The 26,124-nt window shown below is 72.2% G+C and carries 26 protein-coding genes and 2 tRNA genes; 20 read left to right on the top strand and 8 right to left on the bottom strand.

Annotated elements, in window-relative coordinates; all coding sequences use genetic code 11:
• The first annotated feature begins 20 nt into the window (after window positions 1–20).
• The 7 genes from B5D60_RS04175 (at window position 21) to B5D60_RS04145 (ending at window position 5,284) form a co-directional block, all read left to right on the top strand.
• Window positions 21–1,295, top strand: a complete 1,275-nt coding sequence (locus B5D60_RS04175) for a molybdopterin molybdotransferase MoeA (protein ID WP_078698980.1) — start codon at window positions 21–23, stop codon at window positions 1,293–1,295.
• Entirely contained in the window at window positions 1,295–1,897 is a 603-nt protein-coding gene (locus B5D60_RS04170) for a GNAT family N-acetyltransferase (protein WP_078698979.1), read from the top strand. The genes B5D60_RS04175 and B5D60_RS04170 overlap by 1 nt, the downstream gene beginning before the upstream one ends.
• An 85-nt stretch (window positions 1,898–1,982) precedes the next feature.
• The gene (gene sepX / locus B5D60_RS04165) at window positions 1,983–2,954 is read left to right on the top strand and encodes a divisome protein SepX/GlpR (RefSeq protein ID WP_153302870.1); all 972 of its coding nucleotides are present in this window, start codon (window positions 1,983–1,985) and stop codon (window positions 2,952–2,954) included.
• 63 nt (window positions 2,955–3,017) lie between these two features.
• Window positions 3,018–3,090 (top strand) — tRNA-Ala (locus tag B5D60_RS04160).
• A gap of 157 nt (window positions 3,091–3,247) precedes the next feature.
• Window positions 3,248–4,366 (top strand): hypothetical protein, encoded by a 1,119-nt coding sequence (locus B5D60_RS04155; protein WP_078698977.1) that lies wholly within the window; start codon window positions 3,248–3,250, stop codon window positions 4,364–4,366.
• Between the two features lie 112 nt (window positions 4,367–4,478).
• Window positions 4,479–4,931, top strand: a complete 453-nt coding sequence (locus B5D60_RS04150; RefSeq protein ID WP_231948968.1) for a fluoride efflux transporter FluC — start codon at window positions 4,479–4,481, stop codon at window positions 4,929–4,931.
• Complete coding sequence (locus B5D60_RS04145) at window positions 4,928–5,284, top strand: fluoride efflux transporter FluC (RefSeq protein ID WP_078698976.1); 357 nt, start codon at window positions 4,928–4,930, stop codon at window positions 5,282–5,284. Before B5D60_RS04150 ends, B5D60_RS04145 begins: the two co-directional genes overlap by 4 nt.
• Before the next feature lie 9 nt (window positions 5,285–5,293).
• On the opposite strand, the gene B5D60_RS04140 is transcribed toward B5D60_RS04145, so the two are convergent.
• The 4 genes from B5D60_RS04140 to B5D60_RS04125 all read right to left on the bottom strand — a co-directional run bounded on the left by B5D60_RS04140 (window position 5,294) and on the right by B5D60_RS04125 (window position 9,580).
• Window positions 5,294–6,334 (bottom strand): LLM class F420-dependent oxidoreductase, encoded by a 1,041-nt coding sequence (locus tag B5D60_RS04140; RefSeq protein WP_078698975.1) that lies wholly within the window; start codon window positions 6,332–6,334, stop codon window positions 5,294–5,296.
• Between the two features lie 129 nt (window positions 6,335–6,463).
• The gene (locus tag B5D60_RS04135) at window positions 6,464–7,438 is read right to left on the bottom strand and encodes a DUF4349 domain-containing protein (RefSeq protein ID WP_078698974.1); all 975 of its coding nucleotides are present in this window, start codon (window positions 7,436–7,438) and stop codon (window positions 6,464–6,466) included.
• Complete coding sequence (locus B5D60_RS04130; RefSeq protein ID WP_078698973.1) at window positions 7,438–8,013, bottom strand: RNA polymerase sigma factor; 576 nt, start codon at window positions 8,011–8,013, stop codon at window positions 7,438–7,440. Before B5D60_RS04130 ends, B5D60_RS04135 begins: the two co-directional genes overlap by 1 nt.
• Before the next feature lie 52 nt (window positions 8,014–8,065).
• On the bottom strand, window positions 8,066–9,580 hold the full coding sequence (locus B5D60_RS04125; protein ID WP_172806251.1) for a dolichyl-phosphate-mannose--protein mannosyltransferase: 1,515 nt from the start codon (window positions 9,578–9,580) through the stop codon (window positions 8,066–8,068).
• Window positions 9,581–9,693: 113 nt separating this feature from the next.
• Between B5D60_RS04125 and rsmI the strand changes: the two genes are divergently transcribed.
• Both rsmI and fgd read left to right on the top strand, forming a co-directional pair.
• Complete coding sequence (rsmI, locus tag B5D60_RS04120; protein WP_078698971.1) at window positions 9,694–10,536, top strand: 16S rRNA (cytidine(1402)-2'-O)-methyltransferase; 843 nt, start codon at window positions 9,694–9,696, stop codon at window positions 10,534–10,536.
• Window positions 10,533–11,561, top strand: coding sequence for a glucose-6-phosphate dehydrogenase (coenzyme-F420) (gene fgd / locus B5D60_RS04115; RefSeq protein ID WP_078698970.1), 1,029 nt, complete (start codon window positions 10,533–10,535; stop codon window positions 11,559–11,561). The genes rsmI and fgd overlap by 4 nt, the downstream gene beginning before the upstream one ends.
• A gap of 6 nt (window positions 11,562–11,567) precedes the next feature.
• Here the strand turns inward: fgd and B5D60_RS04110 are convergent, their stop codons facing one another.
• Together B5D60_RS04110 and B5D60_RS04105 are read right to left on the bottom strand one after the other, a co-directional pair.
• The gene (locus B5D60_RS04110; protein ID WP_078698969.1) at window positions 11,568–13,547 is read right to left on the bottom strand and encodes a YhgE/Pip domain-containing protein; all 1,980 of its coding nucleotides are present in this window, start codon (window positions 13,545–13,547) and stop codon (window positions 11,568–11,570) included.
• Window positions 13,544–14,161, bottom strand: a complete 618-nt coding sequence (locus B5D60_RS04105) for an ATP-binding cassette domain-containing protein (RefSeq protein ID WP_078698968.1) — start codon at window positions 14,159–14,161, stop codon at window positions 13,544–13,546. The genes B5D60_RS04110 and B5D60_RS04105 overlap by 4 nt, the downstream gene beginning before the upstream one ends.
• 145 nt (window positions 14,162–14,306) lie before the next feature.
• Here B5D60_RS04105 and metG point away from each other — a divergent pair, with 145 nt between their 5' ends.
• The 6 genes from metG to B5D60_RS04075 all read left to right on the top strand — a co-directional run bounded on the left by metG (window position 14,307) and on the right by B5D60_RS04075 (window position 21,548).
• Complete coding sequence (gene metG / locus B5D60_RS04100) at window positions 14,307–15,887, top strand: methionine--tRNA ligase (RefSeq protein ID WP_078698967.1); 1,581 nt, start codon at window positions 14,307–14,309, stop codon at window positions 15,885–15,887.
• Between the two features lie 10 nt (window positions 15,888–15,897).
• Window positions 15,898–16,749, top strand: a complete 852-nt coding sequence (locus B5D60_RS04095; protein ID WP_078701276.1) for a TatD family hydrolase — start codon at window positions 15,898–15,900, stop codon at window positions 16,747–16,749.
• Window positions 16,750–16,876: 127 nt separating this feature from the next.
• Entirely contained in the window at window positions 16,877–17,929 is a 1,053-nt protein-coding gene (locus B5D60_RS04090; protein ID WP_172806250.1) for a resuscitation-promoting factor, read from the top strand.
• Entirely contained in the window at window positions 17,902–18,792 is an 891-nt protein-coding gene (gene rsmA / locus B5D60_RS04085) for a 16S rRNA (adenine(1518)-N(6)/adenine(1519)-N(6))-dimethyltransferase RsmA (protein WP_231949012.1), read from the top strand. Before B5D60_RS04090 ends, rsmA begins: the two co-directional genes overlap by 28 nt.
• Before the next feature lie 72 nt (window positions 18,793–18,864).
• Window positions 18,865–19,782 carry a 4-(cytidine 5'-diphospho)-2-C-methyl-D-erythritol kinase gene (locus tag B5D60_RS04080; protein ID WP_331712496.1) on the top strand — a complete coding sequence of 306 codons (918 nt, stop codon included), beginning with the start codon at window positions 18,865–18,867 and terminating at the stop codon, window positions 19,780–19,782.
• On the top strand, window positions 19,782–21,548 hold the full coding sequence (locus B5D60_RS04075; protein WP_078698964.1) for an ABC-F family ATP-binding cassette domain-containing protein: 1,767 nt from the start codon (window positions 19,782–19,784) through the stop codon (window positions 21,546–21,548). Before B5D60_RS04080 ends, B5D60_RS04075 begins: the two co-directional genes overlap by 1 nt.
• A gap of 113 nt (window positions 21,549–21,661) precedes the next feature.
• Here the strand turns inward: B5D60_RS04075 and B5D60_RS04070 are convergent, their stop codons facing one another.
• The gene (locus tag B5D60_RS04070) at window positions 21,662–22,147 is read right to left on the bottom strand and encodes a MarR family winged helix-turn-helix transcriptional regulator (RefSeq protein WP_078701274.1); all 486 of its coding nucleotides are present in this window, start codon (window positions 22,145–22,147) and stop codon (window positions 21,662–21,664) included.
• 104 nt (window positions 22,148–22,251) lie between these two features.
• Here B5D60_RS04070 and B5D60_RS04065 point away from each other — a divergent pair.
• Window positions 22,252–22,330: transfer RNA gene (locus B5D60_RS04065), tRNA-Gln, on the top strand.
• 5 nt (window positions 22,331–22,335) lie between these two features.
• On the opposite strand, the gene B5D60_RS04060 is transcribed toward B5D60_RS04065, so the two are convergent.
• Entirely contained in the window at window positions 22,336–22,815 is a 480-nt protein-coding gene (locus B5D60_RS04060; protein WP_078698963.1) for an SRPBCC domain-containing protein, read from the bottom strand.
• A 30-nt stretch (window positions 22,816–22,845) separates the two neighbouring features.
• On the opposite strand from B5D60_RS04060, the gene B5D60_RS04055 reads away from it, so the two are divergent.
• From B5D60_RS04055 to B5D60_RS04040, 4 genes are read left to right on the top strand one after another with little or no spacing between them, the layout of a single operon-like run.
• Window positions 22,846–23,157 carry an ArsR/SmtB family transcription factor gene (locus B5D60_RS04055; RefSeq protein ID WP_231948967.1) on the top strand — a complete coding sequence of 104 codons (312 nt, stop codon included), beginning with the start codon at window positions 22,846–22,848 and terminating at the stop codon, window positions 23,155–23,157.
• 56 nt (window positions 23,158–23,213) lie between these two features.
• Complete coding sequence (gene glmU / locus B5D60_RS04050) at window positions 23,214–24,665, top strand: bifunctional UDP-N-acetylglucosamine diphosphorylase/glucosamine-1-phosphate N-acetyltransferase GlmU (RefSeq protein ID WP_078698961.1); 1,452 nt, start codon at window positions 23,214–23,216, stop codon at window positions 24,663–24,665.
• A 22-nt stretch (window positions 24,666–24,687) separates the two neighbouring features.
• A complete protein-coding gene (locus B5D60_RS04045) occupies window positions 24,688–25,626 on the top strand; it encodes a ribose-phosphate diphosphokinase (RefSeq protein WP_078701273.1) in 939 nt (312 codons plus the stop codon).
• A gap of 7 nt (window positions 25,627–25,633) precedes the next feature.
• Complete coding sequence (locus B5D60_RS04040; protein WP_078698960.1) at window positions 25,634–26,002, top strand: hypothetical protein; 369 nt, start codon at window positions 25,634–25,636, stop codon at window positions 26,000–26,002.
• Window positions 26,003–26,124 lie beyond the last annotated feature (122 nt).

The raw sequence follows: 26,124 nt of genomic DNA, 5'->3' as shown, positions 1-26,124 counted from the left end.
CGGCCGTTAGGCTGGCACGCATGTCGTCAGGTCAGCTGCCTCCGCGGACGCGTCCCGTCAGCGTCGCCCCCGGGCGCCTGACGGTCGAGGACCATCTCGAGACGATCCTGCGGGGCGTCGGACCGCTCGCGGCCTACGATCAGCCCGTCGTGGAGTCGCTCGGCCTGACCCTGCACGAGGACGTCATCAGCAACGAGGACCTCCCGCGCTTCTCCTCCGCCGCGGTCGACGGGTACGCCGTCAACGCGACCGACGTCGTCGGGGCCCGCCCCGGCGACCCCGTCGAGCTGCCGGTCGTCGCGGAGATCGTGCCCGGCCTCGGCAAGCCCTTCGCCATCAGCGGTGGCTCGTGCGTGCGGATCATGGCCGGCGCGCCGCTCCCGCGCGGTGCCGACGCCGTCGTCGCGGCCGACTCCACCGACGGTGGCCGCACCCGCGTCGCCATCAGCCGTGCCGTCCTGGCCGGCTCGGGCGTGCGCCACGCGGCCGGCGACCTCTCCCGCGGCGGCGTCGCGCTACCCGAGGGCGCCGTCCTCGGCCCGCGCGAGATCGGCCTGCTGGCGGCCATCGGACGCGACCGCGTGCGCGCCCGGCCCCGCCCGCGCGTGGTGGTGATGTCCACCGGCCGCGAGCTGCGCGAGCCCGGGGCCCACCTCGACGCCGACTCGGTCCACGACGCGAACTCCTCGATGCTCGCGGCCGCCGTGCGCGACCTGGGTGCGATCGCCTACCGGGTGGGCGTCGTCGACGACGACCCCACACACTTCAAGCGCGTGCTGTCCGACCAGCTGGTGCGCGCCGACCTCGTGATCACCACCGGGGGCATCACCGGCGACGAGCGCGCGCTGGTCAAGAGCACGCTCACCGAGATCGGCGAGGTCACCTTCTCCGACATCGCCATCAGCCCGGGACGCACCCACGGCTTCGGTCGCGTCTTCGACGAGCAGACCCCGGTCATCACGCTCCCGGGCGAGCCCGTGGCGGCCTACGTCGGCTTCGAGGTCTTCGTGGTGCCGGCGATCCGTCGCATGCTCGGCCGCACGCCCTACCGGCGTCCGCAGGTGCACGCGGTGCTGGCCGAGGACCTGACCTCCGACACCGGCGTCCGCGAGTACCGCCCCGCGTTCTTCGAGGTCACGCACCGCGGTGCGAAGGTCACGCCGTTGCCGCACACCGGGCCTCATCTCGTGGGGGCGCTGGCCAAGGCCAACGCCCTGATCGTGGTGGGTGAGGACGAGAGCGCGCTGCACCTGGGCGACACCGTCCGCACCCTCGTGCTGGACCGCAACTTCTGATGGCGCGCGGCTGGCCGGCGACGCTCTCCGACGGCTTGATCGGGGTGCGACCCCTCACGCGGCGCGACGCCTCCACGTGGGCCCGGCTGCGCGCGGAGAACCTCGAGTGGCTGTCGCCGTGGGAGGCCACGCTGCCGCGCGGCGAGGGCACCGTCCCCGACTCGTACGGCGCCACGATCGCGGCGCTGCGGCGCAAGGCCCGCGAGGGCCTGGCCATGCCGTTCGCCGTCACGTGGGCCGGCGACATGGTCGGCCAGGTCACCGTCAGCGGGATCACCCGCGGCTCCGCCCTGTGGGCGAGCATCGGCTACTGGGTGGCCCGCAGCCATGCCGGCAAGGGCGTCACGCCCACCGCGGTGGCGCTCGTGTGCGACCACCTGTTCACCAAGGCGGGCCTGCACCGGATCGAGATCTCCATCCGCCCCGAGAACGCGGCGAGCCTGCGCGTCGTGGAGAAGCTGGGCTTCACCGAGTTCGGTCTGGCGCCGCGCTACCTGCACATCGCGGGGGACTGGCGCGACCATCGCGTCTTCCAGCTGCTCAAGGAGGACGTGCCCCACGGGGTGCTCGATCGGCTGCGCCAGGAGCGTCCTCCGGCCTGAGCCGGACGGGGCCGGCGTGAACTCTGGTGCGACACACCCGCCTCGCTCCCACGGATCGAGCGCCGCACGACCTACGGTTTCAAGCGTGGGTTCCAGCGGATTGATCGTCGCGTTCGTCGTCGCACTGTGGGCGGCGTACTTCGTGCCGCTCGTCCTGCGTCGCTACGACGAGGCGAGCAAGAACTCCTCGTTGGACCAGGACGGTCCGACCCGCCGCGTCGTCGAGCCCCGCCGGGTCTCCGTCGCCGCCGAGGAGCGTTCCGTGGACACTCTCGCCGTGGAGAAGAGCCCCGTGGTGCAGCAGCGCTCCGAGCCGGCTCCCACGCCTACGACTTCCCCTCGTGTCGACCGGACTTCTCCGGCGGTCGACACGCAGCGTCCGCGCGTCACGCGCGACGCCGCCCGGATCGCGGCCCGACGCCGTCGCAACGTGTTGCTGACGCTCGTGGCCGTGCTGGCGGCTCTCTCGGGCCTGGCCGTCGGCCGGCTCGTCCCGGTCTGGACCCCGGCCATCGGGGTGGGCCTCATCATCGGCTGGCTGGTCCTGTGCCGGGTCATGGTGCGCCAGGAGCGCGGCATCGCCCGCCGCTCCTCGCAGGGCCGTGTCCTGCGCGGGCTGCGCGCCGTGCCGGCCGCCACGGGCCGGGTCCTCGGCTGGGCCTCCGGCCGGGTGAGCGACCGCAGCTCGACCGCCGTGGGTGGCTCCGCCGCCGACGAGGAGATGACCGTCGTCGTCTCCGACCAGGTCGAGGATCTCGATCCCGACCGCCGCAACGTGATGGAGATGGACGCGCCCCTGGGTGCCGACGCCCTCGACGAGCAGCTGCAGATCGCCGTGCCCAGCGTCTCGGCCACCAACGGCGAGCCGCTGTGGGACCCGCTGCCGATCACGGTGCCCACCTACGTCAGCAAGCCCCGCGCGGGCCGCACGGTCCGCACCATCGAGTTCGGCCAGCCGGGTGCGTGGACCTCGGGTCACGTCGAGGGCGAGCAGACCGAGCTGCCCGGCGTGGACGAGGGCGACGCCGGCACCGACCAGCACGCCGTCGGGCACTGACCGACTCACCGACCCCGCGGGAGTGACTCCCTCGACGGTCTTGCTATCCTGAATCACGACCTTGGGGCATTGGCGCAGTTGGTAGCGCGCTTCGTTCGCATCGAAGAGGTCAGGAGTTCGAATCTCCTATGCTCCACGTCTGATCGACGCCCCCGGACCAGTTCCGGGGGCGTCGTCGTCTGTCCGGGGACCGTGGACCGTGAGGGCTCACCAGGCCGCATCGCGTGGTTCCTTGGTACTACGTTGGGACGAAAGTCCTCCCAGCAGTCACATGCGCCCCTAGGCTCACGCGCATGACCTCCCCGAAGAACCAGTACCGAGTCCTGTCCGGACTCCTCACCGGCGCCCTCGTCACGGGCGCCCTCGCGTTCGCCGCGCCCGTCGCGACGGCCGCTCCCGTCCCGCCGAAGCCCGGCGCCAAGATCGCCCTGCTCAACGACCCGAGCTTCGTCGACACCATCGACCTGGCCGACGTGGCCGAGAACGAGAGCCACGAGGCGGCCAACATGATCGTGGGCCTGCGCGCCGACGGCCACACGGTGACGCCGTTCACCGGCACGAGCGCCGCGGCCGTCAGCTCCGCGCTCAAGGGCCAGGACACCCTCGTCGTCCCCGAGCTCGAGCAGGGCGCGTGGGTGCCCGCGCTGGAGCCGGCCGCGAAGTCCGCCATCGTCTCCTGGGTCCGCGCCGGCGGCGCCATCGTCGTGGCCGCCGACTACGACACGACGCTCAACGGACTGTTCGGCTACGAGGTCGAGACCACCGGTGACTCCGAGTGGCTCAACGTCGCCCCCGCCGGCAGCCCCTTCCGCGGTGGCCCGGCGACGCTGCCGGACAACGACGGCTCGAGCTCGTACCGGGTGTCCACGCTGCCCGCGGGCGCCGTGACCCAGTACATCGACTCCGACAACGACAACGCCGGCGTCTTCACGACCCGTGAGGGCAAGGGCACCACGGTGGCGCTGGCCTGGGACTGGTACCACGCGAGCCCCGCGCAGGCCGACGGCCAGGACGGCGGCTGGCGCTCCGTCCTCGACACCGCGGTGCGCACGGGCATCAAGGCTCCCGTCGCCGTCGCGCCGGCGCCGAGCAACGCGTTCACGCTGCCCAAGGCCTCGGCCTACTCCCGGGCCGCTGCGGTCAAGCTGAAGATCCAGCTGCCGGGTGCCGGCCGGCTGACGGTCGGGTCGTCCAGGAAGGGCGCGCTCAAGACGGTCACGAAGAAGGTCGGCACGTCCGGCAAGGCCGCCGTCTGGGTCAAGCCGTCCCGGTCGACGATCAAGAAGCTCAAGAAGCAGCTCAAGAAGAAGGGCGTCGCCTCGACGAAGATCCGCGTCAAGGCCACGTACACCCCGACGGGCGGCAAGCCGCGCACCGTCACGAAGGTCTACGTCTTCAAGATGAAGCGCTAGTCCCTCCCCCCTCGCGCGGTGGATCGTGGCTCCGGCCACGGTCCACCGCGCTGTCGTTCCCGGGAGCGTAGGCTCGGCGCGCACCCGTGCCGTCATTACCGAGAGGACTCCCGTGCGCGCTGACGACGCCCTCGCGCGACCGCTCTTCCTGCAGCCCGCGGTGCTCGCGCTCGTGATGCTCGGCGGCGCGGTCGGCACGGCCGCTCGTGCCGTGCTCGCCGACGCCTTCCCCGTGTCCGACGGGGCCTGGCCGTGGGCGACCTTCGGGGTGAACGTGGCCGGGTCGTTCCTGCTCGGGCTGCTCGTGGCGCTGGTCGCGGTCCGTGGCGGCCGTTCGGGAGCGTGGCGGCTCGTGCGGCCGGCCCTGGGCGCCGGCGTGCTCGGCGGCTTCACGACCTACAGCGCGTTCGCGGTCGAGGTCGACCGGCTGCTGGGCGGCGGCTCGGTGGGACTGGGGCTCGCGTACGCAGGAGCGAGCGTCGTCGGGGGAGTCCTCGCGGCGGCGCTCGGAGTGCTCGCGGGCGGCGGCGTCCCCGCGCCGCGATCCGGGGAGGCCGGCTCATGATCGCGCTGATCGCCCTCGCCGGAGGCCTCGGCGCCGTTCTGCGCTTCGTCGTCGATGGCGCGGTCGCGCGGTGGGTCCGCTCGTCGGTTCCGCTGGGCACGTTCGTCGTGAACCTCAGCGGCTCCTTCGTGCTCGGCCTGGTCGTGGCGTCCACCGCGACGGGCTCCGACGTGCGCGCCGTCGTCGGCACGGGCCTGCTCGGCGGCTACACGACCTTCTCGGCCGCCAGCGTGGAGTCGGTGCTGCTGGCCCGCGCGGGCGGCGCCCGCGCCGTCACCGTGGCCGCCCTCCACGCCGCGGCGATGCTCGCCGCCGGCCTCGCCGCCGCCGCCCTGGGGCTCTGGGCGGGTTGACCGACAGCCTCAGAGCACCAGCTCGGCCATCATCCGCAGCGTGTCGGCGTCGCCGCCGACCATGAGGGTCGTGACGACGGACTCCTTCCACACGGCGAGGTCGTCGCGGATCTTCTCCTTCGGCCCGATCAGGGCGATCTTCTCGACGAGCTCCAGCGGGACCGCCGCGGTGGCCTCGTCCTTGCGTCCCTCGAGGTAGAGGTCCTGGATCTTCGCGCAGACCTCCTCGTAGCCCAGGCGCGCGACGGCGTCGAAGTGGAAGTTCGCGCCCTTCGCGCCCATGCCGCCCACGTAGAGCGCGATGAACGGGCGGATCCAGTCGGCCGCGGCCTCGAGGTCGTCCGAGACGATCACCTGCACGGGGCAGGCGATCTCGAACTGATCGCGGGGGAGGCGCTCGGGTGCGCGCCGGGCGAAGCCCTCCTCCAGCGCGGTGTGCGCGAAGTCGGCGTCCCAGGGGGAGTAGAAGAACGGCAGCCAGCCGTCGGCGATCTCGGCCGACAGGGCGATGTTCTTCGGGCCCTCGGCTGCGAGCAGCAGGGGGATCTGGTCGCGCACCGGGTGCAGGGTCGAGCGCAGCGCCTTGCCCAGGCCGGTGGACTTCATCCCGTACTTGTCGACGTAGGGGATCTGGATCTGCGCGCCGTCGTGTTCCACCCGCTCGCGGGCGATGGTCTGGCGCAGCACCTCGAAGTACTCACGGGTGCGGGCGAGCGGCCGCGGGTACGGCTGGCCGTACCAGCCCTCGACGACCTGCGGCCCCGAGACGCCCAGACCCAGCAGCACGCGACCGCCCGAGAGGTGGTCGAGGGTCATCGCGGCCATGGCCGTGGCGGTGGGCGTGCGCGCCGACATCTGCACGATGCCGGTGCCCAGCTTGATGCGGGAGGTGGAGGCACCGAGCCACGCGAGCGGTGTCAGCGCGTCGGAGCCGTACGCCTCCGCGGTCCACACCGAGTCGTAGCCGAGCTCCTCGGCCAGGGCCAGCTGTTCGGCCTGGCCCGGCGGCTGTCCCTTGCCCCAGTAGCCGAGGCTGAGTCCGAGCTTCATGCGCACCTCCGTGGTCCGGGCGGACGTCGCCCGTGTCGAGGCTCACGCTGCCACATCGAGGGGCGTCCCGTCCCAGGGGTGGTCAGACGAACCTTGATGCGTTCGGGCACCCGAGCGGGGCGGAATGCCTCATCGTTCGTCGCGCCGGGCCCGCCACCGCCGGAACGCCAGCGCGACGGCGGCCACGAGCCCCACCGGGAGCAGCCACGGCACGGCCACGCCGACAACGGTGACGAGGGCATCGACCGTGTCGACCAGCGCGTTCCAGCCGCGGGTGAGCCCTCCGACGAAGCCGTCGCCGGGATCGACCGACCGTGCGGTGTCGGCCGCGACGACCGACACGTCGATCGTGGCCAACGAGGTCTCGTCGCGCAGGGCCCGCCGCTGGGCCTGCAGGGACTCCAGCTCGCCCTGGCGCTGGGTCAGCTGCGCCTCGGCGTCGAGGAGATCGCGGGTGGTGGAGGAGTCCGCGATGATCGCGCGCAGCCGCCGGATGGAGGTCTCCAGCGACTCGATGCGGGCGTCGACGTCGGCGATCACGGTGGTCTCGTCGGAGCGCTCCAGGAAGACGCCGGAGAGGTCGCCGAGCTCGTCGAGCTCGCGACGCAGCGACTCGACCTCACCGGCCGGGACCCGCACCACGAGGCTCGCGCTCGAGCCCTCGAGGCTCTCGGAGTCGATCCGTCCGCCCGTGCCGCCGACGAAGGTGCGCAGCGAGGCGACCGCGTCGTCCACCTCGTCGACCTCGACCGACATCGACCCCCGCGTCACGACCGTCGTGAGGAAAGGCGCCTCCGCGTCGTCGGCCTCCGCGTCGTCGGCCTCCGCGCCGCCGGCGCTCGATCGGGAGCCCGACCCGGCGTCACTCGACTCCTCGGCGATCATCGAGTCCGATCCGCCGGTGGGCCCGCCGAGGCCACTCAGCCCGGCGCCCACGCCACCCACGACCACGACGGCCGCGGCAGCCGCCCCGGCCAGGGCGCCGCGCACCCGGCGGCGACGGCGTCGTGCCGCAGCGTCGTGCTCCGCGACGGCGTCCATGACGCCCGTCCTCATCCGCTCGATCCGCTCCGGCTCCAGCACCGGCAGGTCCGTTCCGGTCATCACGCACGCTCCTCACGCAGGTCGCCGCGCAGTCGGGTCCGCAGCCGCGACACGCGGTTGCGGACGGCGCCGTGGGTCACGCCCAGCTCGGCGGCCGCCTGCTCGTAGGTCAGGTCGCCGTCGACGCACAGCTCGAAGAGCCGGCGGTCGACGGCCGAGAGGCGGGCGACGGCCGCCTCGATCGCGGCCGCGACGGCGGCCTCCTCCACGTGGCCGGCCGGGTCGGCTCCCGCGTCGGCCGGGTCGTGATCCAGCGCCACGGCGCGCAGTCGCGCCCGCTTGCGGCCCGCGTTGAGTGCCGTGTAGCGGGCGGTGACCATGAGCCAAGGCAGGATCGAGCGGTCGACGATCGTGATGTCGCCGATCCGCCGCCACGCCGTGACGAAGGTGTCCTGGCAGACGTCCTCGGCCTCGTCGGCGTCGCCGACCACGCGGTGCGCCTGCCAGTAGACGGCACTGACGTGCCGGTCGAACAGGGCCGCGAACGCCCAGGTGTCACCGCGCTGGGCGCGAGCCAGCAGCGCGGCGTCGCTCACCGGCGCGTCGGTCGACGCGGGCTCGGCCGGTCCGGCCATCGTCTCGATCCTTGCCTCCACGACCTCACATGTCGCGGATGCGGTGATCGTCTCAGATCCAGCGGTCCCACCACATGCGTTCGCGCCACTGGTCGTACGTGATGATCCGGTTGGCCAGGATCGGGTAGAAGTACCAGAACGAGACGACGACGACGCCGAGGTAGGCACCCACGGCCGGCCACCACAGCCGGTCGGGGACGCGGCGGCGGATGGCGTTCAGCACGAGACACAGCGCCACGATCATGAACGGCACGATCGCCACGGCGTAGAAGGTGAAGATCGGGCGGCCCGAGGTGATCCACCACGGGGCCCACGTGGCGAGCACGCCCACGAGGGGCAGGCTCCAGCGCCACGTGGGGTTGCGGATCCAGGCCACCAGTGCGGTGACCAGGCCGAGCGTGCCGACCCACCACAGCGCGGGGTTGCCCAGCGTCAGGACCTGGCGGACGCACTTGGACTCGGCCGCCGCCCCGCAGACGTCGGCGGCGATGTCGAAGTTGGACGAGACGTTCGTGGGTCGCCACTGGATGAGCCAGCCGAAGGCGTTGGACTGGTAGGGGTGGGTCTTGGTGGCGAGGTAGTCGCCCGTGTGGAAGTCCAGCGTCATCACGTGGAACGCCCACAGTGAGCGGAACGCGTCGATCACGCCGCCCAGCGGGCCGCGCGTGGGATCGGAGACGCTGCCCCAGACGGGCTCCTCGCCGTAGCCGTGGCCGAACCGGGCCTCGAAGACGTCGTGGTGCAGCAGCCAGCCCGTCCAGGTCAGCAGGTAGACGACGAATCCCACGCCGACGAGCCAGCCGAACGCGGGCAGTCCGACACGCAGGACGCGGGTGGCGGCCTCCTGCCACGTGGTGACGCTGCCGCGGGCCCAGACCTCCCAGATGACCACGGTGACGCCGAACGCGGCGAGGACGTAGAGGCCACTCCACTTGGTGGCGACGGCCATGCCGAAGCAGACGCCGGCGGCCAGCTGCCACGGCCGCCACGCGTAGTAGCGCCGGTCGACGGCCAGTCGCTCGCCGAGCCAGTCGCGGTCGGCCGCGAGGCACGCGACGGCGCACAGGATCCAGAACGCCAGGAAGATGTCGAGCAGCGCGATCCGCGACAGCGTGAAGTGCAGGCCGTCGAGGGTCAGCAGCAGGCCGGCGATGCACCCGAGGGCGAGCGAGCCCGTGAGGCGCAGCACGAGCCGAGCCAGCACGAGCACCATGAGCGAGCCGACGACGACCGCCGCGAACCGCCAGCCCAGGGGCGTCAGGCCGTAGATCTTCTCGCCGATCGCGATCAGCCACTTGCCGCCGTCGGGGTGCACGATCCACGTGGGGTCCTGCGTGAAGACGTCGGTCTCGCCGTTGATGATGCGGCCGTTGGCGTCGTCCATGGCGTCGCGCGCGTAGCCGCCGTGGATCAGCCCCCAGGCGTCCTTGGCGTAGTAGGTCTCGTCGAAGGTGAGCGCATTGGGGCTGCCGACCTTCCAGATCCGCAGCGCGAACGCCACGAGGGCGATGGCGATCGGTCCGATCCATTCCCACGCGCGCAGGCTGATCCTGTCCAGCAGAGTCACTCGCACACCCTAGCCAGACCGGGCGCTCGGCGGGAGAGTCTGGCGAACTCGGAGTTACATTTCTCTCCCGCCGCCGGACCTGCGCCGCAGGGCCGCCGTGGCAGGATCGAGGGGTGCTGATCCTCGCCGCGACGCCCATCGGAACCGTGGCGGACGCGTCCGGACGCCTCGCCGTCGCGCTGGCCGAGGCCGACGTGGTGGCCGCCGAGGACACGCGGCGCTTCCGCCGGCTCGCCTCCGACCTGGGGGTCGAGGTGCCCGGGAAGGTGGTCTCGTACTTCGAGGGGAACGAGCAGCAGCGCACGGGCGAGCTGCTCGAGCACCTGCGCGACGGCGCCACGGTGGTGCTGGTCACCGACGCCGGGATGCCGAGCGTCTCCGACCCCGGCTACCGGATCGTGGCCGCTGCGGTGGCCGAGGACCTGCCCGTCACCGCGATCCCCGGACCCTCGGCCGTCCTCACGGCCCTGGCCGTGTCGGGGCTGCCGGTCGACCGGTTCTGCTTCGAGGGATTCCCGCCGCGCAAGCCCGGCGAGCGGGCCCGCGTCCTGGGCGCCCTCGGCTCCGACGAGCGCACGATGGTGTTCTTCGAGTCCCCGCACCGCACGGCCGCCACGCTCGAGGCGATGGCCGAGGCCTTCGGCCCGGACCGCCGTGCCGCGGTGTGCCGCGAGCTGACCAAGACCCACGAGGAGGTCGTGCGCGGGCCACTGTCCGAGCTGGCCGCGTGGGCCGGCGACGGCGAGCGCGTGCGCGGCGAGATCACGATCGTCGTCTCCGGCGCCGAGCCGCAGGCGCCCGCCGACCTCGCCGAGACCGACCTCGCCGCGATGGTGGCCGAGGTCCGCGCCGAGGGACTCAGCACGAAGGACGCCATCGCCGACGTCGCGCGGCGCACCGGAATCTCCCGCAAGGTGGTCTATGCCGCCGCCCACGCCCCGAAGGAGCCCTCATGAACGAGCGCCAGCCGCTGAAGTTGGGATACAAGGCCTCGGCCGAGCAGTTCGGTCCGCGCGACCTCGTCGAGTTCGCGGTGTCCGCCGAGTCCCACGGCATGGAGTCGGTCTGGACCAGCGACCACTTCCAGCCCTGGCGGCACACGGGTGGGCACGCACCGTTCTCGCTCGCGTGGATGACCGCGGTGGGGGAGCGGACCGAGTCGGTCGTCATCGGCACCTCGGTCATGACGCCGACGTTCCGCTACAACCCGGCCGTCCTCGCGCAGGCGTTCGCCACGATGGGCTGCCTGTACCCGGGACGGATCGTCCTGGGCGTCGGCACGGGTGAGGCGCTCAACGAGATCGCCACCGGCTTCCGTGGCGCCGGCGAGCAGGACTGGCCGCCGTTCAAGGAGCGCTTCGCGCGGCTGCGTGAGGCCGTGCGCCTCATGCGCGAGCTGTGGTCGGACGAGCGCGTCTCCTTCGAGGGCGAGTACTACTCCACGCACGACGCCTCGATCTACGACCGGCCCGACGAGCCCGTCCAGGTCTACGTGGCCGCGGGCGGCCCCGTCGTGGCCAAGTACGCCGGGCGGATGGGCGACGGGTCGATCTGCACCTCGGGCAAGGGTGCCGAGCTCTACACCGAGAAGCTGCTGCCGGCGTTCCGCGAGGGAGCCGAGGTGGCGGGGCGCGACCCCGAGGCCGCCGACCGGATGATCGAGATCAAGCTCTCCTACGACACCGACCACGACGCCGCGCTGGAGAACACGCGGTTCTGGTCCCCGCTGTCGCTGACTCCCGAGCAGAAGCACTCCATCACCGACCCGGTCGAGATGGAGGCCGCGGCCGACGCGCTGCCGATCGAGCAGATCGCGAAGCGCTGGATCGTGGGCTCGGATCCCGACGAGGTCGCCGCGATGATCGGCCAGTACGTCGACTGGGGCTTCAACCACCTCGTCTTCCACGCCCCCGGTCACGACCAGGAGCGCTTCCTCGAGCTGTTCGAGCGCGACCTCGCCCCGCGCCTGCGCGACCGCTGAGCCGCGTCAGAGCGCGATCTCGGGCTTGATCTGCGAGACGCGCCAGACCCGGCGGCGGTAGGCGGCGCCCGCGGAGACCGCGATGCCTCCCACCACGTAGGCGGCCAGCACCGCGATGTCGCGCGGCAGCGAGTCCAGGTTCGCCCCGTACATGAGGTGCCGGATCCCGTCGATCGCGTAGGTCATCGGCAGGACGTGATGGATCGACTGCAGCGTGGGCGGCAGCGTCTGCCACGGGAAGGTGCCGCCCGCGCTGGCCAGCTGCAGCACGAGCAGCACGAGCCCGAGCAGCTGTCCCACGGGACCGAGCCACGCGTTGAGCGCGTGCACGATCGCGACGAACGCCGCTCCCACCAGCAGCAGGAAGAACGCCACCTGGGTCGCGCGCAGGACGTCGATGCCGACGACCGACATCACCACGGCGAGCATGATCAGCACCTGAGCCCCGGCGAGCGCGGCGGGAGTGAGCCATCCGCCCAGTGCCGTGCGCCACGGGGACTGCCGCGCGGCGATGGCGCGGTTCGACAGCGGGCGGACCAGCAGGAACATGACGTAGCCGCCCACCCACGCGCCGATCGCGAGGAAGAACGGGGCCAGGCCGGCACCGTAGCTGTCGGCCGAGGCCTGGGCCACGTCCTCGGTCCGGATCGGCGAGGCGATCGTGCGGGCCGTCTCGTCGCGGCGCTGCTCGGAGAGGTCGGGGATCGACCGTACGCCGTCGGCCAGGCCGTCGGCCAGCTCACGGGACCCGTCGCGCGCGCTCTCGAGACCGGAGGCGAGCGTGCCCGCTCCATCGGCCAGCTGGTCGGCGCCGTCCTTGGCCTCGGTCTGACCCGCGAGCAGCTCGGCGTTGCCGTCGCGCGCGGTCTGCAGGCCGTCACGCAGCGTGCCGGCGCCGTCCGCGAGGCGGGTGGCGCCCGAACGGAGCTCGCCCGCACCGGACGCCACGCGGTCCGCCCCGTCGGCCAGCTCGTCGATCTGACCGGTGGTGGTCTGCACCCGGTCGTCGAGGTCGTCCAGGGGCTGGCGCAGGTCGTCGAGCGACGCGAGGATCGCCTCCTGCTCGGCCGGGTCCAGGCCGGAGGCGGCCAGCCGCTCGGCGATGTCGGCGCGCGCCTGGTCGAGATCACCGTTGGCCCGGGCGGACGCCTCCGCGATGCGGTCGGCGACGGTGGCCAGCTCGGCGTTGCCGTCGGCGACCTTCCGGGCACCGGAGGCGAGCTCACCGGCGCCGTCGGACAGGGTGTCGGCCCCGGAGGCCAGCGTGCCGGCTCCGGTCACGGCGTCGTCCAGGCCTGCGCCCAGGGCGCGCTGGCCCTCCACGAGCCTGGCCTCGCCCGCGGCCAGTTCGGTGGCGCCGGTGCTGAGCCGCTGGGCGCCGTCGTGCGCGTCGACGAGGCCGTCGGCGAGCGTCTCGGCGCCCTCGCCGGCCTCCTTCAGCTGGTCGTGCAGGGTCGAGAAGCCGAGCAGGAAGGAGGAGGCGGCCCGCTCGCTGACGTTCTCGGCGATGGACGAGCTGACCTTCGTCAGCACCTGCTCGGCGATGGTCGAGGAGAGGTAGTTGTTGGCCTCGTTGGTCGTGAGGATGAGCGTGCCCTGCGCCGGGTCGAAGTCCGCGGTCGACGCGAGGGCGGTGGAGAACCCGCGGGGGATCGTGAGGGCGAACAGGTAGGTGCCGTCCTCGACCCCGGCCGCTGCCTCGTCGGCACCGACCTGCTGCCAGTCGAACGAGCCGTCCTCGACGAGGTCGTGGGCCACGTCCCGCCCCGCGTGCACGGTGCCGCTCTGGGCGCTCTCGGCGGGCACGTCCTCGACGACGAGCGCCGCCTGCACGGAGGCGAGCTTGCCGTACGGGTCGTGGTTGGCCCACAGGTAGAGCGAGGCGTACATCGTCGGGATGAGCACGATCGCCAGCACGGCCAGCCGCGGCATCCGCCCCGCGGTGAGGCGGCGCAGTTCGCTCAGGGCGAGTCTCAGCGCGGTCATCGGGCACCTCCGAGGGTCGCGTGCGAGTCCCTGACGTTCCGCAGCGAGTTGGTCATCAGCTGGAGGCACACCGCGAGCCCGCGGTCGGCCAGCTCGCGCGCCACTCCGAGCGCCGCGTGGGGATCGGCGCCGTACCGGTCGGGACAGCACAGGACCAGGGCCGTCACGCCGGGGCGCCGGGCCGCGACGTCGGCCAGGAGAGCGAGCCGCACGTCGGCCGGCACGTCCTCCATCCGGGTGCGCCGCCACTCCAGCGCGCCGCGCTCCTCGAGCCACTCGCGCACGTCGTGGCGACCTGCGGGCCTGCGCGCCATCGCCAGCTCCTCGCCCATCGTGGTGGCCAGCGAGACCACGTCATCGGGCTCGGACACGTCGGGAACGTCCACCAGAGCCACCTCGTCGCGCAGTCGCTGCCCGTCGGCCTCGCCGTCGATGGTGACGTGTCCCGACGAGGGGACCAGGCGTCCGCCGATCAGCAGGCTGAAGGCCGTGTGGCCGGTGCCGGGCGGGCCGTCGACGACGGTCACCCCGCCGGACTCGATGGTGGCCGAGGTCGGCTCGAGCACCGCGGAGTGCGGGCCGTCGACCGACGTGGCGATCGCTTCGATTCTCATGGTTCTCGCTCTCGGGGCCGGGGAGGTGGCCCGACCTTCCAGTCTCCAGCGTCACCCGGGGTTGCCCCAGAGGCGAGGCGGGTGATTCCCGTTACCCACGCCGGGCGGTCCGGAAGGCGTCGGCGGGATCACTAGACTCGGACTCGTGCCCGAACCCACCTTCTACGCCACGACGCCGATCTACTACGTCAACGATGCACCCCACATCGGTCACGGCTACACGACCACGATCGGCGACGTCATCACGCGGTGGCACCGCCAGCGCGGCGAGCGGGTCCACTACCTGACCGGTGTGGACGAGCACGGCCAGAAGGTGCTGCGCAAGGCCGAGGCCAACGGCGTCTCGCCCCAGGCGTGGGTGGACCGCCTCGTGGAGAACGAGTGGCTGCCGATGCTGCGCACGATCGACGCGGCCAACGATGACTTCATCCGCACCACCGAGCCCCGTCACGAGAAGGGCGCCCAGGCGTTCTGGCAGGACCTCAACGAGCGCGGCGAGGTCTACCGGGGCGAGTTCTCCGGCTGGTACAGCGTCGGCTCGGAGGAGTTCGTGGCCGACGATTACGTCGCGGACGGCGAGGGCGAGGACGAGGGCTTCAAGGTCTCCACCCTCGACGGCAGCCGGCTCGAGCACGTCACCGAGGAGAACTACTTCTTCCCGCTCAGCCAGTACGCCGAGCGGCTGCTCGCGCTGTACGAGGAGCGCCCCGACTTCGTCCAGCCCGAGTCCGCGCGCAACGAGGTCATCGCGTTCGTGCGCGGCGGGCTCAAGGACCTGTCGATCTCGCGCTCCACGTTCGACTGGGGCATCCCGCTGCCGTGGGACGACTCGCACGTCATGTACGTGTGGATCGAGGCGCTGCTCAACTACGTCACGGCCGCCGGGTACGGGGTCGACGACGAGCGCTTCGAGGACCTGTGGCCCGCGAACGTGCACTTCGTCGGCAAGGACATCGTCCGCTTCCACGCGGTGATCTGGCCCGCGCTGCTGATGGCCGCCGGGCTGCCCGTGCCGCACCGCGTCTTCGCGCACGGCTGGCTGCTGGTCGGCGGCCAGAAGATGAGCAAGAGCAAGGCCAACGGCATCCACCCCACCGAGATCGTCGGCACGTTCGGCTCGGACGCCTACCGCTACTACTTCACCCGCGCCCTCACGTTCGGCAGCGACGGCTCGATCTCGTGGGAGGACATCGGCGCGCGCTACCACGCCGAGCTCGCCAACGGCTTCGGCAACCTCGCGTCGCGCGTGGCCGCCATGATCGGCAAGTACTTCGACGGCGAGCTGCCGCCGGCCGGCCCGCTGGGCGATGCCGAGCAGCACATCGTCGACACCGTGGCCGCCGCGGTGGCCGAGGCCGACGAGGCGATGGAGCGCATCGCGCCGCAGGACGCGCTCACCGCGATCTGGCGCATCGTCGACGCGCTGAACCTCTACATCACCGAGTCCGAGCCGTGGGCCGTCGCGAAGGACGAGTCCCAGCGCGAGCGCCTCGGCACGATCCTCAACACCGCCGCCGAGGGCCTGCGGGTCCTGGCCGTCACGCTGCACCCCGTGATGCCGAAGGCCACCGCCTCGCTGTGGGAGTCGCTCGGCGCCGAGCCCGGCCTGGGCGCGCTGGCCGACCAGCGCATCGACGAGGCCGCGCAGTGGGGTCGCCTGCTGCCGGGCGCCACCATCACCAAGGTGCCGTCGCTGTTCCCGCGCATCGACCTCGCCGAGGCCTGAGCCGGTGACGCTGACCGAGGGCTGGCCCGCCGCACCCGAGGCGCTCCCGCGCCCGGTCGTGGACAACCACTGCCACCTCGACACCCGCATCCGCGGTGGCGCGCTCATTCCCGTCGACGAGGCGCTCGACCGGGCCGCCGCAGTCGGGGTCACCCGCACGGTGCAGGTCGGCTGCGACCTGGAGGGCTCACGCTGGGCGGTCGAGGTCGCCCGGACCCACCCCAGCGTGGTGGCCGCCGTCGCGATGCACCCCAACGACGCGGCCCGCAGCGACACCCTCGAGGCCGACCTCGCCGAGATCGACCGGCTCGCCGCCGACCCCGTGGTGCGCGCCGTGGGGGAGACCGGACTCGACTACTTCCGCACCGGTCCCGAGCTGCGTCCCCTCCAGCACCACAGCTTCCGCGAGCACATCCGGATCGCGAAGCGTCACGACCGCTCGCTGGTGATCCACGACCGCGACGCCCACGACGACGTGCTCGCGATCCTCGACGACGAGGGCGTCCCCGAGCGCGTGATCATGCACTGCTTCAGCGGGGATGCCGAGTTCGCGCGGCAGTGCGTCGACCGCGGCGCGTACCTCTCGTTCGCCGGTACGGTCACGTTCAAGAACGCCGAGAACCTGCGCGAGGCACTGCGTGTCACGCCGCGCGACCGCATCCTCGTGGAGACCGACGCGCCCTTCCTCACGCCCATGCCGCACCGGGGCGAGCCGAACGCGTCCTTCCTCATCCCGCACACCGTGCGCTTCATGGCCGACGTGCTCGAGGCCGACGTCGCGGAGCTCTGCGAGGCCATCGACGAGAACACCGATCGGGCGTTCGGCGGACACTGGCCCGAGCGTTTCGCTACAGTCACTTGAGTCACAGGATTTGAAATTGCGGCCACCAACACGCATGGTGGAAAGGTTGTATCTCCAACCCCTGAGGTAGTTTGTGCCCCGTTTGTTGCCTGAAGTCACCCCCCGGAACACCGTCACGATGGCCCTGGTGGCCGTCGGTCTGGCCGTAGCCGTCGGCGGCGTCGTCCACGCCTCGACCTACGACGACCTCGTCCGCTTCGACGTCGATGGCGTCGTCACCGAGGTCCGCACCGAGAGCGAGACCGTCAGCGAGCTCCTCGCGGAGAAGAACGTCTCCCTGGATCCCGCCGACCAGGTCAGCCCCGCGCCGGCCACCGACCTCGACGACGGCGACGTCGTGAAGGTCCGCCGCGCGAAGGCCGTCACCCTCGTGGTCGACGGGAAGATCAGCCAGCGCACCGTGCACGACGTCGACGTCGCCAGCGCACTGGAGACCCTCGGCGTCCAGCCGAAGGAGGGCGCCGCGTTCTCGATGGCCCCCGACGAGCGCCTCGGCCTCGAGGGCAACAGCGTCGTCGTGAGCAACCCCAAGCCCGTCGTCCTCAAGGTCGACGGCAAGAAGCAGAGGCTCGTCACCGCCGCCCCCACCGTGCAGTCGCTGCTCCAGCAGCGCGGCGTGAAGGTCGGCGAGCTCGACGAGGTCAAGCCCGGACTCGGGTCGTACCTCAAGCCGCGGCAGTCGCTGCGCGTCGTGCGGATCGAGAAGGTCACCCGCAACGAGAAGATCGAGGTCGACCACACGGTCAAGTTCACTGACGACTCCTCGCTGTTCGAGGGTGACACCGAGGTCCTCAAGGAGGGCCGCGACGGCCTCGACCGCGCGAAGGTCGAGCTGATCCTGGCCGACGGCGAGGTCCGTGAGCGCCGCGTCATCTCGCGCAGCACGGTCCGCCCGCCGATCGCCGAGGTGCAGAAGCGCGGCACGAAGAACCCCGACACTGTCGACGGTGGCGTCTGGGACCGCATCGCCAAGTGCGAGTCCGGCGGCAACTGGAGCATCAACACCGGCAACGGCTACTACGGCGGGCTGCAGTTCTCGGCCGCCACGTGGCACAGCGTCGGCGGCCCCGGGCTCCCGCACCAGCACAGCAAGGCCACCCAGATCAAGTACGCCAAGATCCTGCAGGCGCGCTCCGGCTGGGGCCAGTGGTCCTGCGCGGCGAAGGTCGGCGTCAGCTGAGCGAGTCCGGAGCCGACAGCTCCGTCCGCCTCCTCGGCGCCGCCGACATCCGTCGGCTGGCGACCGAGGCCGGCGTGCGCCCCACGAAGCAGAAGGGGCAGAACTTCGTCATCGACGGCAACACGGTCCGCCGCATCGTCGACGTCTCCGGCGTGGGCCCCGACGACGTCGTGGTCGAGATCGGGCCCGGCCTGGGCTCGCTGACGCTGGCGCTGCTCGATCGCGCCAGTCACGTCACGGCCGTCGAGATCGACGACGTGCTGGCGGGCCGGCTGCCGGCCACGGTGGAGGAGTTCGCTCCCGGCGCCGCCGACCGCTTCGACCTCGTGGTCGCCGACGCGATGCACGTCCGCGAGCTGCCGGGGCCGCCGCCCACGGCGCTCGTGGCCAACCTGCCGTACAACGTGTCGGTGCCGGTGCTGCTGCACTTCCTCGAGACGTTCCCGTCGCTGCGCACCGTCCTCGTGATGGTGCAGGCCGAGGTCGCGCACCGGCTGGCCGCCGGGCCCGGCTCGCGCACCTACGGCATCCCCAGCGTGAAGGCCGCCTGGTACGCCGACGTGCGCCTGGCCGGCAACATCGGCCGCAACGTGTTCTGGCCGGCGCCCAACGTGGACTCGGCCCTGGTGGCGCTGACCCGGCGTGAGCCCCCGGCGGGCGATCGCAAGACCGTGTTCGCCGTGGTCGACGCCGCGTTCGCCCAGCGCCGCAAGACGCTCCGAGCCGCCCTGTCGGGCTACGCCGGCGGTGGCGACGCGGCCGAGCGCGCCCTCCTCGCGGCGGGCATCGACCCCCGCACCCGAGGCGAGCAGCTCACCGTCGAGCAGTTCGCCGCCGTCGCCGACGCGCTGCCCCCGCGCTGAGCCGAGTCCCTCGCGCGCGGAGTCGCGTCACCGCCCACGGTGCCGGTGGGACCGCCCGTTAGGTTGGTGCCCGTGGTGACGAGGGTGACCGTGCGCGTTCCGGCCAAGATCAACCTGTGCTTGGGCGTGGGACGCGTGCGCCCTGACGGGTTCCACCCGCTGGCCACCGTCTACCAGGCCGTGGACCTCCACGACGAGCTGCGCATCACGGCGCGCGAGGACGGCGAGCTGAGCGTCGCCGTGCACACCGAGTTCGACCTTCCCGAGGGCATGAGCGTCCCCGAGGGACCCGACAACATCGCGGTCCGCGCGGCGCAGCTGCTGCGCGAGCGGCTCGGCGACCCGGACCTCGGCGCGGACATCGCGATCCGCAAGGTCATCCCGGTGGCCGGCGGCATGGCCGGTGGCTCCGCCGACGCGGCCGCGGCCCTCGTGGGCTGCAACGAGCTGTGGGGAGGCGGGCTGGGCCGCGCCGACCTCGAGCCGCTGGCCGCCGAGCTGGGCAGCGACGTCCCGTTCCTGCTGCACGGCGGCAACGCCGTCGGCGGCGGCCGCGGCGAGACCGTCAGCCCCGTCCTGGCGCGCGGCAGCTACCACTGGGTGTTCGCCACGTCGTCCGAAGGACTCTCGACCGCCGCGGTCTACGCCGAGTTCGACCGGCTCAGCCCGGACGCGCCCGCCGAGCCCGAGGTGCCCGACGAGCTGATCAACGCCCTGCGCGCCGGCGATGCCCACGCTCTCGGGCGCGCCCTCTCCAACGACCTCACGGACGCCTCGCTGTCGCTGCGTCCCGAGCTGGCCGACACCCTCGAGGTCGGCCTCGAGGCCGGTGCGCTCGGCGCCGTGATCTCGGGCTCCGGTCCCACCACCGCCTTCCTGGCCGCCTCCGAGGAGCACGCGCTCGACCTCGCGATGGCGCTCGCCAGCACGGGGTCGGCGGCCGACGTCATCCAGTCCCGCGGGCCCGTTTCCGGGGCGCGGCTCGTCTGATGCCGCCCCTCGTCGTCGGCGAGCGCATCGCGCAGTCCTTCCCGTCCGGCACCGTCCTGTCCGACGTCACGATCGGCGTCGGCGACGGCGACCGGATCGGCGTCGTGGGCCGCAACGGCGACGGCAAGTCCACCCTGCTGCGCATCCTGGCCAAGCGGCTCGAGCCCGACTCCGGCCGCGTCACGTGGCGCCGCGACCTGCGCGTCGGCGTGGTCGAGCAGGACGACGTCCTCGACCCCGGCCTGACCGCGATCGGCTCCGTCGTGGGCGACCGGCCCGAGCACGAGTGGGCGTCCGACCCGGCGGTCCGTGACGTGCTCTCCGGGCTGATGGGCGACGTGGACCACCACGCGGAGGTCGGCACCCTCAGCGGCGGGCAGCGGCGCCGCGTCGCGCTGGCGCGCACGCTGGTGCGGCGCTGGGACCTACTGATCCTCGACGAGCCCACCAACCACCTCGACCTCGAGGGCGTCACCTGGCTCGCCGACCACGTGCGGCGGCGCAGCGAGGCGCTCCTCGTGGTGACCCACGACCGCTGGTTCCTCGACGAGGTCTGCACGCTGACGTGGGAGGTCCACGACGCGCGCGTTGACGCCTACGAGGGCGGCTACGCGGCCTACGTGCTGCAGCGCGTGGAGCGCGACCGGCAGGCCGCCGCGAGCGAGGAGCGGCGCCAGAACCTCATGCGCAAGGAGCTCGCCTGGCTGCGACGCGGTGCGCCCGCCCGGACGTCGAAGCCCAAGTTCCGCATCGACGCGGCGAACGAGCTGATCGAGCGCGAGCCGCCCGTGCGCGACTCGGTCTCCCTGTCCAAGCTCGCGACGGCACGGCTGGGCAAGGACGTCGTCGACATCCTCGACGTCTCGGTCTCCTACGACGACCGTCCCGTCCTGCGCGACGTGGAGTGGCGGATCGGCCCGGGCGACCGGGTCGGCATCCTCGGCCCGAACGGCGCGGGCAAGAGCACCCTGCTCGGCCTGGTGACGGGTGAGGTGACGGCCACCTCCGGCCGCGTCAAGCGCGGCAAGACGGTCAAGATCTCGGCCCTCACGCAGCACCTGGCCGACCTGGACGCCGTGGCCGACGATCGCGTCAGCGAGGTCGTCGGGCGCAGGCGCACGTCCTACGAGACCGAGGGCAAGGAGATGACGCCGGGCCAGCTGCTGGAGCGGCTGGGCTTCACGTCGGCCCAGCTGTCCACGCCGGTGCGCGACCTCTCGGGCGGCCAGAAGCGACGCCTGCAGCTCATGCTGATCCTGCTCGACGAGCCGAACGTGTTGATCCTCGACGAGCCGACGAACGACATGGACACCGACATGCTCGCGGCCATCGAGGACCTCCTCGACACGTGGCCCGGCACGCTGCTGGTGGTGTCGCACGACCGCTACCTGCTCGAGCGCGTCACCGACCACCAGTTCGCCGTCCTCGACTCGCATCTGCGCCACCTGCCTGGCGGGGTGGACGAGTACCTCCGGCTCCGGGCCGCCCAGCCCGCCGCCGCGGCCGAGGCGCCCGCGAAGCCGGCGGCGTCCGTGTCGCAGCGCGGCGGTCAGAACGAGCGCCAGCTGAAGAAGGACGTCATCCGGATGGAGCGCCAGATCGAGCGGCTCACCGAGCGGATCGCGGACCTCGACCGGGCGATGGTCGATGCCTCGAGCCAGCCCTCGCGCCTCATGGAGCTCGACGCGGAGCGCCGGCCGCTGGCCGAGGAGCTCGAGGCCACCGAGGAGGCCTGGCTCGAGGCCTCGGCCGAGCTCGAGTCCTGACGCGCGCCTGCCGTCCTCCGTCGCCACTTTTGGAACGCGTTGCACCCTTTCCCACTGCGGAACGGTGCAACGCGTTCCAAAAGTGGAGAGGGGGCGCGGATCCGCCGCGCGGGTCAGGCGCTGAAGTGGGCCGTGAGGGTGCGCAGCGCGTCGGCGACGTGGTCGCGCTCGGACTCCGGGAGGTTCTCCAGGATCGTGGTCTCCAGGGCCAGCAGCGTGTCGAGCGCGCCGTCGACGCGACGGCGGCCCTCCGGCGTCAGCCGCACCAGCACGCCGCGCCGGTCGGAGGGGGCGGGGCGCCGCTGCACCAGCCCGCGCTGGACGAGCCGGTCGACGCGGTTGGTCATGGTGCCGCTCGTGACCATCGTGGCCGCGACGAGCTGACCGGGGGAGAGCTCGTACGGCTCGCCCGAGCGGCGCAGCGCCGAGAGCACGTCCCACTCCCACACCTCGAGCTCGTGCGTGGTGAAGGCCTGCTTGCGCAGCCGCTCGAGGTGCTTGGCCAGCCGCATCAGCCGGCTGAAGACCTCCAGCGGGGAGACCTCGACGTCCGGGCGCTCGCGGCGCCACGCCGCGACGATCTCGTCGACCTCGTCCATGTCGCCACGGTAGACCATCAAGAATCTTGACGTAGAGATAGTTCCCGCGGAGCCCTCGCGGGGCGTCGGGAGCCCGAACGGCTCCGGTAGCCTGAGGCCACCGATCCCCGGTTGGTCTGCCGGCAGGGCCCGCCTGACTTTGAATCAGGACTAGCGACGTAGGTTCGACTCCTACCCGGGGAGCGAACTCAGCGGTAGAAGCCCTCGCGCAGGTTGATCCCGTGCTCGACCCACACCTTGAGGGCCGCGAGCATTCCCGTCCAGCCCTCGCAGTTGCCGAACGCGTTCCTGGCGCCTTCGGGCGTCACGGTCCACGACTGCTCGGTAATGGTCACGAGGGTGCGGCTCTCGTCGCCCTCGACGGGCTCGAGCTCGAAGGTCGTCCGCGTCGTGCCGGTGTCGCCCGTCGTCGCGCTGCCCTCCCACTCGATGACGAGGCGGCGGGGCGGGTCGGCCTCGACGACGGTCACGGGGAAGCGGCCGGGGTAGTCGTGGAAGTCCCAGCTCACCTCGGCGCCGGGTTCGAGGCGGCCGCGTGCGCCTCCCGTCGTGAAGTACCGCGAGAGCTGCTCGGGGTCGGCGATGGCCTCGTACACCTCGACACAGGGTCGGGCGATGCGGCCGGAGACGGTGAACGACAGGGTGTCGAGATCATCAGATGGGCTCATGTGTTGTAAATTTACAACATGAAGGCCGCCGTGAACAGGAGTGACGACGACCTCGTCTTCAAGGCCCTGGCCAACCCCGTGCGCCGCCGGATGCTCGACGCGCTGCGCGAGGAGCCCCTCACGACGGGCGCCCTGTGCGCGGTGTTCGACACCCTCGACCGCACCACCGTCCTGCAGCACCTGCGCGTGCTCGAGCGCGCCGAGCTCGTCACCGGTCGCAAGGTCGGCCGCGAGCGCCACCTCGCCCTCGCGCCGCTGCCGATCAAGCGCATCCACGACCGCTGGATCAGCGACTACGCCCGGGCGGCGGTCGACCTCATGGAGCGTCTCGACGGCGACTGACCCGCCGCGTGTCCGGGGGACACCTACACTCGGAAGGTCGTCAACCGAGGAGTGCCGTGAGCGAGCAGGTCACCGCGATCGTCCTGGCCGCAGGGGCCGGGACACGCATGAAGTCACGTCGGGCGAAGGTGCTGCACGAGATCGCCGGGCGTCCCATGCTGGGCCATGCGCTCGATGCCGTGCGGGCCGCCGGGATCGACCGGGTCGTCACCGTGGTGGGCCACGACCGCGAGCAGGTCGAGGCCGCCGTCGCCGCACTCGACCCCTCCGCCACGATCGCCGTCCAGACCGAGCAGCGCGGCACGGGCGACGCCGTGCGGGTGGCGCTCGACGCCGCGGGCGCGGACGCCGCCGCCTACCTCGTGACCTATGCCGACGTGCCGCTGCTGTCGGCCGACACCCTGCGCGCGCTCGTCGACGAGCACCGCGCGAACGGTCGCGCCGTCACGATCCTCACGTCCGAGCCCGAGGACCCCACCGGCTACGGGCGCATCCTGCGCGACGAGAGCGGCGCCGTCGTGGCGATCCGCGAGCACAAGGACGCGACCGACGCCGAGCGCGCGACCCGCGAGGTCAACAGCGGCATCCTCGTCGTCGACGGACCGTTCCTCGACCGCGCCGTGCGCGCCCTCAGCACCGACAACGCCCAGGCCGAGCTGTACCTCACCGACATCGTCGGCCAGGCCGTCACGGAAGGGCTGCCCGTCGGGGCCCACGTCCTGGAGGACGTCTGGCAGACCGAGGGCGTCAACGACCGCCGGCAGCTGGTCCGCCTCGGCCGCGAGCTGAACGCGCGGATCGTGAACCACTGGCTCGCCGAGGGCGTCACGATCCTCGACCCCGGGACCACGTGGATCGACACCGGCGTCACGATCGGCCGCGACACCACGATCCTGCCCGGCACGCAGCTGCTGGGCGCCACCACGATCGGCGAGGGCGCCACGATCGGCCCGGACACCACCGTGCGCAACCTGGAGATCGGCGACGACGCCTCGGTGGTGCGCACCCACGGCTCGGACTCCGTCGTCGGGCCCCGCGCCATGGTCGGCCCGTTCGCCTACCTGCGCCCCGGCACGGTCATCGACGAGGACGGCAAGGTGGGCACGTTCGTCGAGGTCAAGAACAGCCACATCGGCGCGGGCGCGAAGGTGCCGCACCTGTCCTACATCGGCGACGCCGAGGTGGGGGAGCGGAGCAACCTCGGCGCCGGCGCGATCACCGCGAACTACGACGGGGTGAACAAGCACCGCACCACCATCGGTGCCCACGTCAAGACCGGCTGCCACAACGTGTTCGTGGCACCCGTCGCCCTCGGTGACGGAGCGCACACGGGTGCGGGAACGGTCGTGCGCGAGGACGTGGCGCCGGGGGCGCTGGCCGTCCCCGCCGCCGGACAGAGGACAATCGAGGGGTGGGTCGCGAGCCGGCGACCGGGTACGCCTTCCGCGCTTGCCGCGGACCAGACCACGCAGGAGACCAGCGGTGGCCACGAACAAGAGCCTCAGTAAGCGCACGCCCACGAACAACCTCATGTTGTTCTCGGGCCGCGCGCACCCCACGCTGGCGAAGGAGGTCGCCGAGCTGCTCGAGGTCGACTGCGTTCCGACCACGGCCTACGACTTCGCGAACGGCGAGATCTACGTCCGCTTCGACGAGTCGGTCCGCGGCTGCGACGCCTTCGTGATCCAGAGCCACGCGGCGCCGATCAACGAGTCGATCATGGAGCAGCTCATCATGATCGACGCGCTCAAGCGCGCGTCCGCCAAGCGCATCACCGTGGTGCTGCCGTTCTACGGCTACGCCCGCCAGGACAAGAAGCACCTGGGCCGTGAGCCGATCAGCGCCCGCCTCATGGCCGACCTGTTCCTGGCCGCCGGCGCCGACCGCCTCATGACGGTCGACCTGCACACCGCGCAGATCCAGGGCTTCTTCGACGGCCCGGTCGACCACCTCCTGGCGATGCCGATCCTGACCCGCCAGGTCCGCAAGCGCTACGGCAAGAAGCCGCTCGCGGTCGTGTCGCCCGACGCCGGCCGCATCAAGGTGGCCGAGCAGTGGGCGCGCCAGTTCGACAACGCGCCGCTGGCCTTCATCCACAAGACCCGCGACGTCTCCAAGGCGAACGTCACCAAGGCCAACCGCGTCGTGGGCGAGGTCGCCGGCCGCACGTGCATCCTGGTCGACGACCTCATCGACACCGGCGGCACGATCTGCCAGGCCGCCGAGGCTCTCATGAACGACGGGGCGGCCGAGGTCGTCATCGCCGCCACCCACGCCGTGTTCTCGGGCGAGGCCATCGACAAGCTGAAGAACTCCGTCGCCACCGAGGTCATCGTCACGAACACGCTGCCGCTCGCCGACGAGCACCGCTTCGACAAGCTCACCGTCCTGTCGATCGCGCCGCTGCTCGCGCAGGCCGTCTCCGCCGTGTTCGAGGACGGATCGGTCACGAGCCTCTTCTCGGAGTGAGGACGAGGTGACCACGGGACAGGTGCTGCGCGCCGCTGCGCAGCTGGGCCTGCTCTACGCCGCGATCGGCGTCGCCGCCACGCTGCTGCTGGCGCTCGTGGGCGGCGGCCTCGACGGGACGCTGCTGCTGCCGCTGGTGGTGCTGGCCGTCGCGCTGTTCGTGGCCGCCACCTTCATCGTGCTGCTCGCCCGGCTGGCCGCGGGCTGGCTGCAGGGACGCGTGGGCGAGCCCGTCGCCGGCGCGATCATGATCGCGTCCGCGGTCGTGCTGCTCAGCGGAGCGCTCACGGTGCGGTCGCTCGGGGTCCTCGCGCTGGCCGTCTCGGCCCTGATGGCGCTCGCCACGCACCTCGTGCTGACCCGCCGCTGGGCCTGATCGCGGGCCCGCAGCCGATTTCGGCTCCTGCGCGGCGGTGGGTTAGACTCGTGGGGTTGCCTCGGCGAGGGTCCACCCGACCGTGATCGACAGGGCGCTCCACAGGAGTGCTGTGTCGAGCG

Source organism: Aeromicrobium choanae, assembly GCF_900167475.1.
GTDB classification, from domain to species: Bacteria; Actinomycetota; Actinomycetes; order Propionibacteriales; family Nocardioidaceae; genus Aeromicrobium; species Aeromicrobium choanae.
The sequence above is the reverse complement of the archived record's forward strand: the minus strand, read 5'-3'. Positions and strand labels throughout refer to the sequence as shown.

What these genes read in the sequence shown, in the direction of transcription:
- B5D60_RS04175 (WP_078698980.1), top strand. Translation starts at nt 21, where the DNA reads ATGTCGTCAGGTCAGCTGCCTCCGCGGACGCGTCCCGTCAGCGTCGCC.
- B5D60_RS04170 (WP_078698979.1), top strand. Translation starts at nt 1,295, where the DNA reads ATGGCGCGCGGCTGGCCGGCGACGCTCTCCGACGGCTTGATCGGGGTG.
- B5D60_RS04155 (WP_078698977.1), top strand. Translation starts at nt 3,248, where the DNA reads ATGACCTCCCCGAAGAACCAGTACCGAGTCCTGTCCGGACTCCTCACC.
- B5D60_RS04145 (WP_078698976.1), top strand. Translation starts at nt 4,928, where the DNA reads ATGATCGCGCTGATCGCCCTCGCCGGAGGCCTCGGCGCCGTTCTGCGC.
- B5D60_RS04140 (WP_078698975.1), bottom strand. Translation starts at nt 6,334, where the DNA reads ATGAAGCTCGGACTCAGCCTCGGCTACTGGGGCAAGGGACAGCCGCCG.
- B5D60_RS04135 (WP_078698974.1), bottom strand. Translation starts at nt 7,438, where the DNA reads ATGACCGGAACGGACCTGCCGGTGCTGGAGCCGGAGCGGATCGAGCGG.
- B5D60_RS04130 (WP_078698973.1), bottom strand. Translation starts at nt 8,013, where the DNA reads ATGGCCGGACCGGCCGAGCCCGCGTCGACCGACGCGCCGGTGAGCGAC.
- fgd (WP_078698970.1), top strand. Translation starts at nt 10,533, where the DNA reads ATGAACGAGCGCCAGCCGCTGAAGTTGGGATACAAGGCCTCGGCCGAG.
- B5D60_RS04110 (WP_078698969.1), bottom strand. Translation starts at nt 13,547, where the DNA reads ATGACCGCGCTGAGACTCGCCCTGAGCGAACTGCGCCGCCTCACCGCG.
- B5D60_RS04105 (WP_078698968.1), bottom strand. Translation starts at nt 14,161, where the DNA reads ATGAGAATCGAAGCGATCGCCACGTCGGTCGACGGCCCGCACTCCGCG.
- B5D60_RS04075 (WP_078698964.1), top strand. Translation starts at nt 19,782, where the DNA reads ATGCCGCCCCTCGTCGTCGGCGAGCGCATCGCGCAGTCCTTCCCGTCC.
- B5D60_RS04070 (WP_078701274.1), bottom strand. Translation starts at nt 22,147, where the DNA reads ATGGACGAGGTCGACGAGATCGTCGCGGCGTGGCGCCGCGAGCGCCCG.
- B5D60_RS04060 (WP_078698963.1), bottom strand. Translation starts at nt 22,815, where the DNA reads ATGAGCCCATCTGATGATCTCGACACCCTGTCGTTCACCGTCTCCGGC.
- B5D60_RS04045 (WP_078701273.1), top strand. Translation starts at nt 24,688, where the DNA reads ATGTTGTTCTCGGGCCGCGCGCACCCCACGCTGGCGAAGGAGGTCGCC.